This is a genomic window from Pseudomonas sp. N040, from assembly GCF_015637705.1.
In the GTDB taxonomy this organism is placed as follows: Bacteria; Pseudomonadota; Gammaproteobacteria; order Pseudomonadales; family Pseudomonadaceae; genus Aquipseudomonas.
On record NZ_JADOBE010000002.1, the window covers coordinates 54,900 to 68,111 of the forward strand.

Here is a 13,212-nt window from a genome sequence, read left to right on the forward strand (position 1 = left end):
CAACTCTTCGAGTGCCAACCTGCCATGCCATGGAAAACCTGGTCAGCCGAACGCCTGGGTATCGCGCTTGCGGTGCTGGCCGCCTTCGGTTTTTCTTTCAAGGCGATTTTCGTCAAGCTGGCCTATGCCGCTGCGCCGGTAGACGCCGTTACGCTGCTGACGCTGCGCATGACCTTTGCCCTGCCCGTCATGCTCTGGGCCAGCCTCTGGCTGTGCCGCGCGGCGCCACCGCTGCAGCGCAGGGACTGGGGCCTGTTGCTCGCGCTGGGCCTGCTGGGCTACTACGGCGCCAGCATCCTCGACTTCATTGGCCTGCAATACATCTCGGCGGGACTCGAACGCTTGATTCTGTTCGTCTATCCGACCATTACCGTGCTGATCGGCGTATTCGCCCTGGGCAAGCACCTGGAACGCCGCCAGGTCGGTGCCCTGCTGCTGTCCTATGCCGGCATCGGCCTGGCGTTTGCCCACGACCTGCAGGTCGCCAGCGACATTCGCCCGGTGCTGATCGGCGCCGCCTTCGTCTTCGGCTCAGCGCTGTCCTATGCGCTGTATAGCGTTGGCGCCGAGATCGCCATTCATCGGATCGGCACCATCCGCTTTGCGGCGCTGGCGCTCATCGTGTCCGCCATCGCCACGCAGCTGCACTTCGTGCTCACGCAGCCCTTCTCCGCGTTGATCCAGCCGCTGCCGGTCTACGTCCATGCCGCGGCGATGGCGATCTTCTCCACCGTATTGCCAGTGTTCTGGCTGGCCGCCGCGGTGCAGCGCATCGGCGCAGCCCGCGCCGTGCTGATCGGCACCCTCGGCCCGATACTGACGATAGTGTTCGCCTGGCTGCTGCTCGCAGAACCCGTGTCGTTCCTGCAGTTGCTCGGCGCCGGCCTGGTGCTGGGCGGCGTCCTGCTGGTGGCCCGACGCAGCAGTCTGCGGCCAGCCCGGCCCGGCCGGCACGCTCAGGACGGCTCCGCAGGCAACTGAAAACGCCCGCGGTAGGCTGCCGGCGTGCACCCGAGCCGCTCGCGGAACAGGCGGGTGAAGGAACTGATGTCGCTGTAGCCGACGTACTGGGCGATCTGCGCGGTGGACAGGGCACCGGCCTCGAGCAGCGCGCGGGCGGTGTCGATGCGCAGGCCCTGCAGGTAGGCCAGCGGGGCCTGCTGCAGCGCGGCCTGGAAGCGGCGTACCAGGGTGCGCTCGCTGACCGCCAGCTGCCGGGCCAGATCGGCAATCTTCACCGCCTCGGCCATGTGTTCCTGCAACCAGCCCTGCGCCCGCTGCACCAGGGCATCGTGGTGCGCGCGCTCGGAACTCAACGGCAACAGCGGGGTCTGGGTGCTCTGGCTGAGGTCGATCAGCATGCTGCGGGCGCATTGCAGGGCAACCGCCTGGCCGACGAAATGGCTGAGCACGCGCACCGACTGCAACAGAAAGGTGGCGTGTGCGCCGCCGCACACCAGGCGCTCGGCTTCGGTCACCAGCGGGCGCAGCTGCAGATCGACCCGCGGGAAACGCGCACGGAAATGCGCTTCCAGCCACCAGGTGGTGGTCGCCAGGCGCTGGTCGAGCAGGCCGGTGTCGGCCAGCAGGAAAGTGCCGGTGCAGTTGGCCACCAGCCAGGCGCCCTGCTGCCACTGCCGGATCAGCCAGGCCCGCAGGGCCGTCTGCTGCTCGAGGAAGCGCTGGAACTCGTCCCAGCCGCGGTAATGCAGGCTGGGGATGAACACCAGGTCGAAACGCCGGTCCGCCGGCAGCGGCTGCATGGCCAGTTGCAGGCCGTTGCTGGCGCGCACCGGCTGGCCGCTGGCGGAAAGGAACTGCCAGTCGAACAGCTGCGCCGGCGTGGCGCCCTGCTTGCGCAGGTGCGCATTGGCCACCTGCAGCATGTCGGCATAACCGCCGAGCACCGAGGCGTAGACGTCATCAAAACCGAGTATCGCGGCGCTTGGCACAGGGCCTCCTGGGTTCCACAGCCTTTTAGTTGATCCAACCCGAACCAGCCAGGCAAACCGGGTTAAACCCCTCGGCAAGCTGGCGCCTACGCTAAAACAGGCAATGCGGGCCGGCTCTGTCGTGTGCACAAACGGCATTCTGTCGTAAATCGCACATTAATAGTCTTTTTTGCCAATTCAGCCCTGGCGCAACAGCCCCTAGAGTGGCGTCATCGCCATGCACACCCCCGGAGCCCCCGCATGAACGTCCTCATCGTCCACGCCCACCACGAGCCGCAATCCTTCAATGCCGCCATGAAAGACCTCGCCGTCGCCGAACTGCGCAGCCAGGGACATGCCGTGGAGGTGTCCGACCTCTACGCCATGCACTGGAACCCGGTCGCCAGCGCCGCGGATTTCGGCGTACGCCAGCAGCCGGACTATCTGGTCTACGCCCTCGAGCAACGCCACAACCAGCAGCAACAGGCGCTGGCCGCGGATATCCGGGACGAGCTGGACAAGCTGCTGCGCGCCGACCTGGTGATCTTCAACTTCCCGGTCTACTGGTTCTCGATGCCAGCGATCATGAAAGGCTGGCTCGACCGCGTGCTGGTTTCCGGCGTTTGCTATGGCGGCAAGCGCTTCTATGACCAGGGCGGCCTGGCCGGCAAGCGGGCCATGCTGGCCATCAGCATCGGCGGGCGCCCGCACATGCTGGTCGAGGGCGGCGTGCACGGTGAACTCAACGACATGCTGCGGCCGATACTGCGCGGCACCCTGGCCTATACCGGGATGACGGTGCTGCCACCCTTCGTCGCCCACCATGTCCCGTATATCACCCATGAAGCGCGCGTGGAGCTGCTCGAACAATACCGTCAGCGCCTGCGCACTCTGGATAGCCTGCCGCCGCTGCAGTTCGTCCGCCTCGACCAGTTCGACGCACAGCTGCATCCGCTGCCGGCCTGAGCGGCGCGGCACCCCGCAGCGAGCGCCGCAGTTACAATGGCGCTTTGCCCGGAGCCCCTGCGATGAGCCAAGCACCCACTTACGGCGTCGGCGACGCCTCCTACCAGGCCGCCGGCGGCATCGACGGCCTGCGCCGGCTGGTCGATGACTTCTACCGGCTGATGGACCAACTGCCGGAGGCCGCGGCGATCCGCGCGATGCACCCGCAGAGCCTGGAACTGGCGCGCGACAAGCTGGCCTGCTTTCTCAGCGGCTGGCTCGGCGGGCCGCGCCTGTTCAGCGAGCGCTACGGCCCGATCGCCATCCCGGCCTTCCACGCCCAGTGGCCGATCGACCAGGCACACAGCGCCGCCTGGCTGCACTGCATGGCCGGCGCCATCGCCCGGCAGGCTTACCCGGCCGACTTTGCCGAGTACCTGCTGGCCCAGCTGCACGTGCCGGCGCAGCGCATCGTTCAGGCCAGCCGCAACCGGCATGGCGACTGACAGCACCGCTGGCTAATCCCACCGAGGTGCCGTCCTACGCCCGGGTAAACTGCACACTCACTTCAAAACCGTCTGCCCGCCCCGTTGCCGGTGAAGCCAGTGCCAGGCTGGCCCCCACACCCCGGGCGATGGTCGCGGCGATGGCCAGGCCCAGACCTGAGCCCTCCGCCACGCTGCCACCGCGCACGAAGCGCCCGGTGAGCTGGGCCAGCACAGCCGCCGGCACCACCGGCCCGGCATTAGTGATGCGCAACAGCGCATCGGCACTCAGGGCGATTTCCACCGGCTGACTGGCAGCGCCGTGTTTCAAGGCATTTTCGATCAGGTTGCGCAGCAGGATGGCGAAGGCATCGGCATCAATGCTGGCCAGCACCGTATCGGTGGCCGGCAGTTGCAGAGCGAGCCGGGCGGCGGTGTTGCTGCGGCTCAGCTCATCGACCACATGACGGAGCAGCGGCAGCAGGTTTTGCGGGGTTTCAGGCAGCAGGCTGCCGCCTTCGGCCTTGGCCAGTTGCATCAGTTTCTCCGACAGCCTTGCCAGTTCGCGCAGGGACTTCTCGATCTGCGCCGCACGCTCGCGCAGTTTGCCCTCCGGCGCCTCGCTGTGCAGGCGCTGCACCTGCGCCAGGGTTGCCGCCAGCGGCGTGCGCAGTTCATGGGCACTGTTGGCGGTAAAACTGCGTTCGGCATCCAGCGCCCGGCGCAAACGCTCCAGCAGGTGATTGACGGCCCTGGCCAGTGGATCGATTTCCGCCGGCAGTTGCACCGCCCGGATCGGTGACAGATCCCCTGCCCCACGCGCCTCAATGGCGCCGCGATAGACCAGGATGCTGCGCAGGCTGAAGCGCACGAACAGCCAGCTGCCGAGCAAGCTCAGCGGGATCAGCACAAGCAGTGGCCAGAACAATGCCAGAGCAGCCTCCAGTGCTGCCTCACGGCGATGTTCGAGGCGCTCGGCAACCTCGATGAACAGCGTTTCGCGCAGGGCACTGGCGGTGTAAATACGGTGCGTGGCGGTGTCGGTGAAGCCTTCCAGCGGGAACCGATTGAAGATTGCCGGATCCGCATCGTGCGATTGCATGAGGATCTTGCCCTGCTTGTCGCGCACCAGATACGTCAGATGTTCCTTGTGCGGTTGCAGTGCGGCAATGCGCTGCGAGCGGCCATCTTCCTCGCGGTTGACGATTTCCAGCACGGCCAGCGGCAGGATGCGCTGCGCCGTTTCCTCCAGCCCGCTGTCGAACGTCTCGTTCAGCTCTTCGCGCGCGGCCAGGCTGGCGACGATGGCCGCGATGATCCACAGCAGCGCGATCCCTGCGGTGAGGCCGATGCTCAACCGCCGTTGCAAGCTGACCGCCGGCTTCATGCCGTCACCAGCCGGTAACCCATGCCGCGCACGGTTTCGATCAGCTCGTGCCCGAGTTTCTTGCGCAGGCGGCTGATGTACACCTCGATGGTGTTGCTTTCGATTTCCGCACCGAAGGCGTACAGGCAATCTTCCAGCTGTGCCTTGGACAACAGTGCGCCGGGGCGCTGGATAAAGGCTTCGAACAACGCCCATTCGCGCGCGGTCAGGTCGACCTTCGCACCATCCCGTTCAATCGTGCGCGCGGCATTGTCGATATGCAGTGGGCCCAGCTGCAGCAGCGGGTTGGGATTGCCGCTGTAGCGCCGGGCCACGGCGGCCACCCGCGCCGACAGCTCGAACAGGTCGAAGGGCTTGACCAGGTAATCATCCGCACCGGCGTTCAGCCCGGCGATGCGGTCGGAAATCTGGTCCCGCGCGGTGAGGATGATGACCGGTGTGGCATCGCCGGCGGCGCGGCGCCGGCGCAGAAAATCGACGCCACTGCCGTCGGGCAGCATGAGGTCGAGCAGGATCAGGTCATAGCGCGTGGAGCGCAGGCTGGCTTCGGCATGATCGAGCCGCTGCATCCAGTCCACCGCATGCCCGTCATCGGCAATCTGCTCCTGCACGGCCTGCCCCAGCGCCTGCGTGTCTTCGACCAGCAATACCCGCATGAAACCCTCCTCGGCTAAAGGCAGCGTAGCGACTGTCGCTGACGACAAGCTTAACAGGCGCCATGTGCGTCTTCAGGTTGCTGTCAGCAACGGCCGCTAGGGTATGCCACATCTGTACAGACCAGAGGAACGAAGATGAACCGCCGACTCACATTCAGCCTCGCCACGCTTGGCCTGCTGCTCAGTTCAGGTGTTATGGCCGAAGAGCATTGCACCGACCCGGTGGCCGACTGGCAGCCGCGCGAAACCCTGCGCGAGCAGGTGCGGCACTACGGCTGGGAAGTGCAGCGCATCAAGGTCGATGACGGCTGTTACGAGGTCCGCGGGATTGACCGCAAGGGCAACCGCTTCGAGGCCAAATTTGCCCCGGCGACGCTGCAGGTCCGCGCCCTGGAAGTGGAGTTCGACACAACGGCAGACACCTCTGACTACCTGCTGCAACTGCAGTAATGCGGCGCCTGGAAAACGAATGGCCGCCCGTTCAGCTGGCTGTCAGCTCAGCCCGATAGGCTGACAACCATACCGATACCACCGGAGAGACATGATGAAACCTGCTCCACTGAAACAGCTCGCTGCCGCCATTTGCCTGGCCGGCGCCATTGCCCTGCCCGGACTGGCCCAAGCCCGCACGGTAACCCTGAACACCCAACTGCAAGACTACGGCGGCCGTGACGCCTACCTGGCGTTCTACCTCACCGATGCCCAGGGCCAGTACCACAGCACCCTGTGGGTCTCCGGCAAGAAGGCCAAGTACTACAAGCACCTGCGCGACTGGAAGCGCGGCAGCAGTGCTGACAGCGCGTCATTTGACGGCATCACCGGCGCCAGCGTGGGCAGCGGTGAAACCCTGACGGTCAAGGTGGAACTGGCCGATGCGTTGCTCGATGCCGGCTACGAAATCCGCGTGGACAGCGCCGTCGAGAACAAGCGTGACAACCGCGCCGATATCCAGGTGCCGCTGACCACCGCCGGCGCCGGCAAGCCATCCAGCGGCAGCGGCTACATCGAAACCTTCAGCTACGACCTGTAAACGGGAGAAGCCCATGTTACGTCGGCTGCATTCATTGCCCGGCCTGTTCGCTGCCCTGCTGGTCATGCTGCTGGCCATCAGCGGCGCGGTTTTGTCGCTCAATCCGGCACTTGAACGCCTGGACAGCCCGGTGCCGGCTGCAGGACAGCTGAACGTCGCCGAACTGGCCGGAAGGGTCGCGCAGTTCTACCCCAATGCCGAGCAGATCCAGCGCACGCCTTCGGGTTCGGTGATCGTCTATTACAGCCAGGACGGCGACACCGGCATTGACCGTATCGACCCGGCCAGCGGCAAAGGAATCGGCGCTTACGCCCCCTCCGAGTTTGCCGGCTGGGTCAAGGATCTGCACCGCTCCCTGCTGCTCGACACCACCGGGCGCGCCATCGCCGGCATTGGCGCACTGGCAATGCTGCTGCTGTCACTCAGCGGCGCGGCCATGCTGGCAAAGCGCTTGGGCGGCTGGCGGCAGTTGCTGCGCCCGCTGCGCGGCAGCTTCAACCAGCGCTGGCACGCCGAGGCCGGGCGCTTTGCCCTGTTGGGCTTGCTGCTGTCTTCCCTGACCGCGCTGTACCTGTCCGCGGCCACCTTTGGTCTGGTCAGTGATGGCACGCAAAGCGAGCCAGACTTCCCCACAGCAGTAGCCGGCGGCCGTGCCGCGCCGGTAACCAGCCTCAAGGCCCTGCAAGCGGTTGACATGAACGACCTGCGCGAGCTGGTCTACCCCAACCCGCAGGACCCGAACGATGTATTCACCCTCAGCACAGCGCAGGGCGATGGTTTTGTCGATCAGGCCAGCGGCGCGCTGTTGTCCTATCAGGCCCATGACGCCAGGCGCCGCACCTATGAATTCATCTATCAATTGCACACCGGCGAAGGCCTCTGGTGGCTGGGACTGATCCTTGGTGCCAGCGCATTGTGCGTGCCATTAATGAGCATCAGCGGTGCAGTGATCTGGTGGCAGCGCCGTCAGGCGAAGCCGCGGATTGCCCACAACAGCCCCGCGCAGACGGCCGACACGGTGATTCTGGTCGGCAGCGAGAACAACAGCACCTGGGGCTTTGCCCGCACGCTGCACTCCGCGCTGGTTGCAGCCGGCCAGCGCGTGCACAGCGCGCCGATGAACCAGCTGACCAGGGACTACCGCAACGCCAGACAGCTGCTGGTGCTCACCGCCACCTATGGCGATGGCGATGCGCCCGCCTCGGCCAACCAGTTCCTCGGCCTTCTGAACAAAGCGAGCCTTGACCAAAACCTGAAGTTTGCCGTGCTTGGCTTCGGCGACCGGCAATTCCCGCAGTTCTGCCAGTTTGCCCGGCACACCGAGGCCGCGTTGCTGGAACGCGGACTGACACAACTGCAGGAGCTGGACTGCATCGACCGCCAGTCCGCACAGGAATTCGCCCGCTGGGGTAAAACCCTTGGGGCACGCCTCGGCGTTGAACTGAATTTACTGCACACGCCCCGGCAACCCGCAACACGGCAGCTGCAATTGATCGAGCGCGTGGAATACGGCGAGCAGGCTGATGCGCTGACCTGTGTGCTGCGCTTCAAGGCCAGCCCCGCGCACACCGCCACTGAACGTGTGCTGCGCCGGTTTGGCAGCAGCGGCTTGCCGCGCTTCGAGGCTGGCGATCTGGTCGGCATAGTCCCGCCGGGCAGTCCGCTGCCACGCCTGTATTCACTGGCCAGCAGCCGCCGCGATGGCGTGCTGGAAATCTGCGTGCGCAAGCATGCGCAGGGCCTGTGCTCGGGCTATCTGCATGATTTACCAGTGGGTGGCTGTATCGAAGGTTTCATTCAGCACAACCCGGACTTCCGCCCGGCCAGCGGCAAGGCGCCGGTCATCCTGATCGGCGCGGGTACCGGTATCGGCCCGCTGGCCGGCTTTATCCGCAACAACAGCGAGCGGCAGCCAATGCACCTGTACTGGGGCGGGCGCAATCCCGACTCCGATTTCCTCTATGAGCCGGAGCTCAACGACTACCTCGCAGACCAACGCCTGACCGCACTGCAGACCGCCTTTTCCCGCGTCAACAACGGCAGCTACGTGCAGGAGCGCATCCTCGGTGATGCCCTGCAGATGCGCCGCCTGATAGAGACAGGTGCGCAGGTGCTGGTGTGCGGCAGCCGCGACATGGCCAAGAGCGTGATGCTGGCACTGGATGTGGTGCTGGCACCGATGAACCTCAGCGTAGTCACACTGAAATCCCAGGGGCGCTACCGTGAAGATGTGTATTGAAGCGCAGACCGCAACAACCCGCGCGCTGCAGCGCTACAGCCTCAACGGGCAGACCATGGGCACGCGCTACAGCGCGGTGTTCTACGCCCGCCCGGGACTGGATCAGATCGCCATCAGCCGCAGCCTGTTTGCCGCCGTTGATGAAGTCGACCGGCAAATGTCGCCGTGGAAGCCGGACTCCGCGCTGAATCGCCTGAATGCCGCACCGCTGCAGCAATGGCTGCCTATTCCCCGGCAACTGCTGCAGGTGCTGCAGTGTGCGCTGCAGGTCAGCCGGCTCTCGGGTGGGACCTTCGATATAGGAGTTGGCGATCTGGTGAATGCCTGGGGCTTTGGTGCCGAGCGCAGTCAGCCGGATCCCGCACGGATTGACCAGTTGCACACCCAGCCACGGCAACTGGCGGCCGATGTACTGCAGCTCGACATCGCCAACAGCCGGGTGCTCAAACAGGCCGCCGTGAGTCTGGACCTGTGCGGCATTGCCAAAGGTTATGGCGTCGATCAGCTGGCGTGCTGCCTGGATGACTGGGGCATTACGAATTATCTGGTCGGCATCGACGGTGAAATGCGCGCGCAAGGCTGCAAGCCGGATGGCCAGCCCTGGGTCGTAGCCATGGAAAAGCCGGTTCGCGGTGTACGTGAAGTGCTGGGCGTGCTGGAAATCGGCAACGCCGCCATCGCCACCTCCGGCGATTACCGGCACTGGGTGGAGCTGGACGGAAAAACCTTCTCTCACACCATGCAGCCAGGGCAGCAGGCGCCCGTCTCCGGCAGCCTGACGGCAGTCAGCGTCATTGAATCCAGCTGCATGCTGGCCGATGCCTGGGCCACTGCCCTGCTGGTGGCTGGCCCGCAGGCCGGGCCTGCACTGGTTCAGGCGCGAGGTATGGATGCTGTGTTTGTGCTGCGCGATGGCGATGGGTTCCGCGAGCTGTCCTCTGTGCAGGGCCGACTCCAGCCATAAGCAGGCCGCGGCAGCCCTGGGCAGGGGTGAACGCCCGCAGGCTGCAAAGGCTCGGATTTCGGCCGAACGTTTCGACATGGCCTGGCTGACCCCGATACTAGCTGCTGACCACAGCCAAAATGCGTTACAACTGACAATCACCTCCTCGCCGAGTGTCACTGGATGAACAAGGACTGGCTGAATCCGGCACTGCTGGGCTTGACCCTGCTGGCCCTGCTGGCCGGTGGCGGCGCACGCTGGCTGGACCAGCCGGCGGTGGCCGCCGGACTGTGGAACCTCAGCGCCCTGCTGGTGGCTGCGGTGCTGCTGGTGGAAATCGTGCAGCGCCTGTTGCGCCGCGAAGTTGGCGTCGACCTGATCGCCCTGCTCTCGATCGGTGCGGCGGTCCTGCTCGAGCAGGCGCTGGTCGCAGCGGTCATCGCCATCATGCTGGCCAGCGGCCGCACCCTCGAGTACTTCACCGCGCAACGCGCCGAGCGCGAACTCAAGCAGTTGATCAACCGCGCGCCGCGCTTTGCCACGCGCCTGGACAGCGGCCAGCTGGTGCAGATCCCGGTGGAGCAGGTCGCGGTAGGCGATCAGTTGCTGCTGCGCATGGGCGAGGTGGTGCCGGTCGACAGCGTGCTGCTGTCGGCCGTGGCCATCCTCGACGAGTCGGCGCTGAGCGGCGAGTCACTGCCGGTCACCCTGCATGCCGGGGCGAGCATCCGCAGTGGCGGGGTCAATGTCGGCGACCCGCTGCAATTGCGCGCCAGCCAGACCGCGGAGCGCAGCACCTACGCCGGCATCGTGCGGATGGCGCAGGCAGCCAGCCAGTCGCGGGCGCCCTTCGCGCGGCTGGCCGACCGCTACGCGCTGGCCCTGGTACCCCTGACGCTGCTGCTCGGCGGACTGGCCTGGCTGCTCAGTGGCGATCCGTTGCGCGCGCTGGCGGTACTGGTGGTCGCCACGCCCTGCCCGCTGATCCTGGCGGTGCCGGTCGCCATCATGTCGGGCATCTCGCGCTGCGCGCGGCGCGGCATCCTGGTCAAGGATGGCGCCACCCTCGAGGCACTGGCTGGCGTAGAAGTGCTGTTTCTCGACAAGACCGGCACCCTCACCAGCGGCCATGCCAGCGTGCAGTCGGTGGAAAGCAGCGGGCGCTACCCGCAGGAACAGTTGCTGCAGCTGACGGCCTCGCTGGCGCAGGCCTCGCCGCACCCGATTGCCGCAGCCATCGTCAGCGCGGCAGTCAACGCCGGGCTCCGGCTCAGCGCGCCAGCGCAGGTGCAGGAGCAACCGGGAGCCGGGCTCTCCGGCACGATCGACGGACACCTGGTCAAGCTCGGCGCGCATCACTTCATCGCCGGCCAGCAGCCGGCCGCGGAGTGGGATGCGGCCGTCCTCCGGCGCATGGACTACCAGGCCTGCAGCGGCAGCTTCATCGGCATTGACGGGGTCATGGCCGGCGCCGTGCTGTTTGCCGACCCGCTGCGCCTCGAATCCCCGTACGCCTTGCGCCGGCTGCGCCAGGCCGGCATCCGCAAGGTGGTGATGCTCACCGGCGACCGTCTGGAAACCGCGCAGATGATCGGCCTGGCGGCCGGCGTGGACGAGATTCGCGCCGGTCTCGATCCGGCCGCCAAGGTAGCCGCCGTGCAGCAGGGCCGGCAGTTTGGCCGGACGCTGATGGTCGGCGACGGCATCAACGATGCCCCGGCACTGGCGGTCGCCGATGTCGGCATCGCCCTCGGCGCCAGCGGTGCGACCGCCTCCTCCGAAGCCGCCGGCGTGGTGCTGCTGGTGGACCGCCTCGACCGCGTCGCCGAAGCCCTGCAGATCGCCCGCCGCTCGCGGCGGATCGCCGAGCAGGGCGTGCTGGTCGGCATGGGCCTGTCGCTGCTGGCGATGCTGGTGGCCGCGCTCGGCTACCTGCCAGCACTGAGCGGCGCGATCCTCCAGGAAGTGATCGACGTGGCGGTGATCTTCAATGCCCTGCGCGCCCTTGGCGCCGGCCGCAACGCCAGCACGGCAGAGCCTCTGCAGGGCACCAGCATCGACCAGCTCAAGCACGAGCACGCCGACCTGGCCCGCGTGCTGGAGGCCGTGCACAACCTGGCCAGCCAGCTGGCGAGCTATTCACCGGCGCAGGCCAGATCCGAACTGCAGGGTCTGCTGGAACAGCTGCAAACCCACCTGGTGCCCCACGAGCAGAATGACGAAAGCCAGTTGTACCCGCTGCTGACCACATACCTGCATGGCGACGACCCGCTGGCAGCGATGAGCCACACCCACCGGGAAATCTTCCGCCTGACCCACCTGCTGGCGCGCATGCACGCAGACCTGGCGAGCAGCCGCAGCAGCCTGACGCTGGAGGAAATCCAGCGCGTGCTGCTGCGCCTGGATACCGTGCTGACCCTGCATTTCGAGCAGGAAAACGAGCTCTACCACAACCTCGACCGGCGCTAGGCGCCGCTGCTGCCTGCCTCCCGAGCGCGGCGCGGGCGTCGCCTACCCATCAAGGGCCGGCGCAACAGGGCAGGCAGGTCAACGTTGACTTGGGTCATTCGTCTGACACATCGAGCTGGTAACGTCGAAAGCCCTGCCGGATCGCACGTGTTTCTACATTTTTTTCACACGAGAAAACCGACATTGGGCTATACATGATTCGTCGATGGATCCCGCAATACCCCGCACAAGCAAACTTGCAGCAATCTCAGCTGCCATCGTCCAACACAAGGAGTGCCACCACCATGAACATGTCCCGTCAATGGCTTACCGGTATAGCGCTGGGCAGCCTGCTGCTCACCGGCTGCACCTCGATGGTCACCGAAAAAAGCCAGTACTCGGGCTTCCTGCCCAACTATGACGGCCTCGAGGAAGTCACCACACCGAGTGGCGCCACAGCCATGCGCTGGGTTGCCGAAGGCTTCCAACCCTCGGCCTACAACACCGTGGTGTTCAAGGGCCTGCAACAGTATCCGGCACCCAAGCCGAATGAGCGGGTCAACACGCAGACCCTGCAGGAACTGCAGGCCTACACCGACAGCAATGTGAAGAGCACCCTCGCACAGAAATACAAGGTCGTATCCAGCCTGCAAGCCGCGCCAGCCGGTTCGCGCACGCTGGTCCTGAACGCGGCGATGACGGGGGTTTCCGCCTCCAACGAAGGCATGAAGTGGTACAACGTGATTCCGGTTTCAGCCGTGATCTCCGGCGTTCAGGTGGCCACCGGAACCCGCGATCAGGACACCGAACTGTATATCGAGGCCGACATTATCGATGCTGCCAGCGGTAAGCCGGTGGCAAAAGTGGTGCGCAAGGTCTTCGGCAAGCAACTGGACAATGACAGCCAGGAGATCACCGCCGATGACTTCAAGGAAGCCATCAAGGGCATGACCGACGACATGGCCGTCATGCTCAAGTAAGCGCACCCGCCACACACCAGGCCGGCAGCGCCAATCAGGGCTGACCGGCCTTTTTTTGGCTCCGGCCTTTTGTTGCACCGCCCTCCCACCCGGTGCCCCGCCGAAGAGAAGCGCGGCTTGCCGGCGACGACTGCATGGATGCAGGAGGTAGAGCGAAGCAGGATGCCA

Annotated in this window: 12 protein-coding genes; 9 read left to right on the forward strand and 3 right to left on the reverse strand. The window is 65.7% G+C overall.

The features are described from left to right. Positions 1 to 24 precede the first annotated feature (24 nt). Entirely contained in the window at positions 25 to 981 is a 957-nt protein-coding gene (locus ISX93_RS03130) for a DMT family transporter (RefSeq protein WP_195777255.1), read from the forward strand. Here the strand turns inward: ISX93_RS03130 and ISX93_RS17280 are convergent. Then, positions 957 to 1,952: a GlxA family transcriptional regulator gene (locus ISX93_RS17280; RefSeq protein WP_195777256.1), complete on the reverse strand. Its 996-nt coding sequence runs from the start codon at positions 1,950 to 1,952 to the stop codon at positions 957 to 959. The two genes, ISX93_RS03130 and ISX93_RS17280, sit on opposite strands and share 25 nt — an antisense overlap. A gap of 240 nt (positions 1,953 to 2,192) precedes the next feature. Here ISX93_RS17280 and ISX93_RS03140 point away from each other — a divergent pair, with 240 nt between their 5' ends. Both ISX93_RS03140 and ISX93_RS03145 read left to right on the forward strand, forming a co-directional pair. Continuing rightward, complete coding sequence (locus tag ISX93_RS03140; RefSeq protein WP_195777257.1) at positions 2,193 to 2,897, forward strand: NAD(P)H-dependent oxidoreductase; 705 nt, start codon at positions 2,193 to 2,195, stop codon at positions 2,895 to 2,897. A gap of 62 nt (positions 2,898 to 2,959) precedes the next feature. Then, on the forward strand, positions 2,960 to 3,382 hold the full coding sequence (locus tag ISX93_RS03145; protein WP_195777258.1) for a group II truncated hemoglobin: 423 nt from the start codon (positions 2,960 to 2,962) through the stop codon (positions 3,380 to 3,382). A gap of 34 nt (positions 3,383 to 3,416) precedes the next feature. Here the strand turns inward: ISX93_RS03145 and ISX93_RS03150 are convergent, their stop codons facing one another. Together ISX93_RS03150 and ISX93_RS03155 are read right to left on the reverse strand one after the other, a co-directional pair. Further along, positions 3,417 to 4,748, reverse strand: a complete 1,332-nt coding sequence (locus tag ISX93_RS03150) for a sensor histidine kinase (RefSeq protein ID WP_195777259.1) — start codon at positions 4,746 to 4,748, stop codon at positions 3,417 to 3,419. After that, entirely contained in the window at positions 4,745 to 5,404 is a 660-nt protein-coding gene (locus ISX93_RS03155) for a response regulator transcription factor (protein WP_195777260.1), read from the reverse strand. Before ISX93_RS03155 ends, ISX93_RS03150 begins: the two co-directional genes overlap by 4 nt. 135 nt (positions 5,405 to 5,539) lie before the next feature. Here ISX93_RS03155 and ISX93_RS03160 point away from each other — a divergent pair, with 135 nt between their 5' ends. The 6 genes from ISX93_RS03160 (at position 5,540) to ISX93_RS03185 (ending at position 13,044) form a co-directional block, all read left to right on the forward strand. Beyond that, on the forward strand, positions 5,540 to 5,854 hold the full coding sequence (locus tag ISX93_RS03160) for a PepSY domain-containing protein (protein ID WP_195777261.1): 315 nt from the start codon (positions 5,540 to 5,542) through the stop codon (positions 5,852 to 5,854). A gap of 109 nt (positions 5,855 to 5,963) precedes the next feature. Continuing rightward, positions 5,964 to 6,434, forward strand: a complete 471-nt coding sequence (locus ISX93_RS03165; RefSeq protein WP_195777692.1) for a DUF2271 domain-containing protein — start codon at positions 5,964 to 5,966, stop codon at positions 6,432 to 6,434. Positions 6,435 to 6,447: 13 nt separating this feature from the next. Beyond that, the gene (locus ISX93_RS03170) at positions 6,448 to 8,673 is read left to right on the forward strand and encodes a PepSY domain-containing protein (protein ID WP_195777262.1); all 2,226 of its coding nucleotides are present in this window, start codon (positions 6,448 to 6,450) and stop codon (positions 8,671 to 8,673) included. Next, entirely contained in the window at positions 8,663 to 9,637 is a 975-nt protein-coding gene (locus ISX93_RS03175) for an FAD:protein FMN transferase (protein WP_229732042.1), read from the forward strand. Before ISX93_RS03170 ends, ISX93_RS03175 begins: the two co-directional genes overlap by 11 nt. A 162-nt stretch (positions 9,638 to 9,799) precedes the next feature. Then, positions 9,800 to 12,085 (forward strand): heavy metal translocating P-type ATPase, encoded by a 2,286-nt coding sequence (locus tag ISX93_RS03180; RefSeq protein ID WP_195777263.1) that lies wholly within the window; start codon positions 9,800 to 9,802, stop codon positions 12,083 to 12,085. A gap of 284 nt (positions 12,086 to 12,369) precedes the next feature. After that, positions 12,370 to 13,044, forward strand: a complete 675-nt coding sequence (locus ISX93_RS03185) for a DUF3313 domain-containing protein (RefSeq protein WP_195777264.1) — start codon at positions 12,370 to 12,372, stop codon at positions 13,042 to 13,044. Positions 13,045 to 13,212: the final 168 nt, after the last annotated feature.

What these genes read in the sequence shown, in the direction of transcription:
- ISX93_RS03185 (WP_195777264.1), top strand. Translation starts at nt 12,370, where the DNA reads ATGAACATGTCCCGTCAATGGCTTACCGGTATAGCGCTGGGCAGCCTG.
- ISX93_RS03175 (WP_229732042.1), top strand. Translation starts at nt 8,663, where the DNA reads ATGTGTATTGAAGCGCAGACCGCAACAACCCGCGCGCTGCAGCGCTAC.
- ISX93_RS03130 (WP_195777255.1), top strand. Translation starts at nt 25, where the DNA reads ATGCCATGGAAAACCTGGTCAGCCGAACGCCTGGGTATCGCGCTTGCG.
- ISX93_RS03170 (WP_195777262.1), top strand. Translation starts at nt 6,448, where the DNA reads ATGTTACGTCGGCTGCATTCATTGCCCGGCCTGTTCGCTGCCCTGCTG.
- ISX93_RS03140 (WP_195777257.1), top strand. Translation starts at nt 2,193, where the DNA reads ATGAACGTCCTCATCGTCCACGCCCACCACGAGCCGCAATCCTTCAAT.
- ISX93_RS03180 (WP_195777263.1), top strand. Translation starts at nt 9,800, where the DNA reads ATGAACAAGGACTGGCTGAATCCGGCACTGCTGGGCTTGACCCTGCTG.
- ISX93_RS03160 (WP_195777261.1), top strand. Translation starts at nt 5,540, where the DNA reads ATGAACCGCCGACTCACATTCAGCCTCGCCACGCTTGGCCTGCTGCTC.
- ISX93_RS03155 (WP_195777260.1), bottom strand. Translation starts at nt 5,404, where the DNA reads ATGCGGGTATTGCTGGTCGAAGACACGCAGGCGCTGGGGCAGGCCGTG.
- ISX93_RS03150 (WP_195777259.1), bottom strand. Translation starts at nt 4,748, where the DNA reads ATGAAGCCGGCGGTCAGCTTGCAACGGCGGTTGAGCATCGGCCTCACC.
- ISX93_RS03145 (WP_195777258.1), top strand. Translation starts at nt 2,960, where the DNA reads ATGAGCCAAGCACCCACTTACGGCGTCGGCGACGCCTCCTACCAGGCC.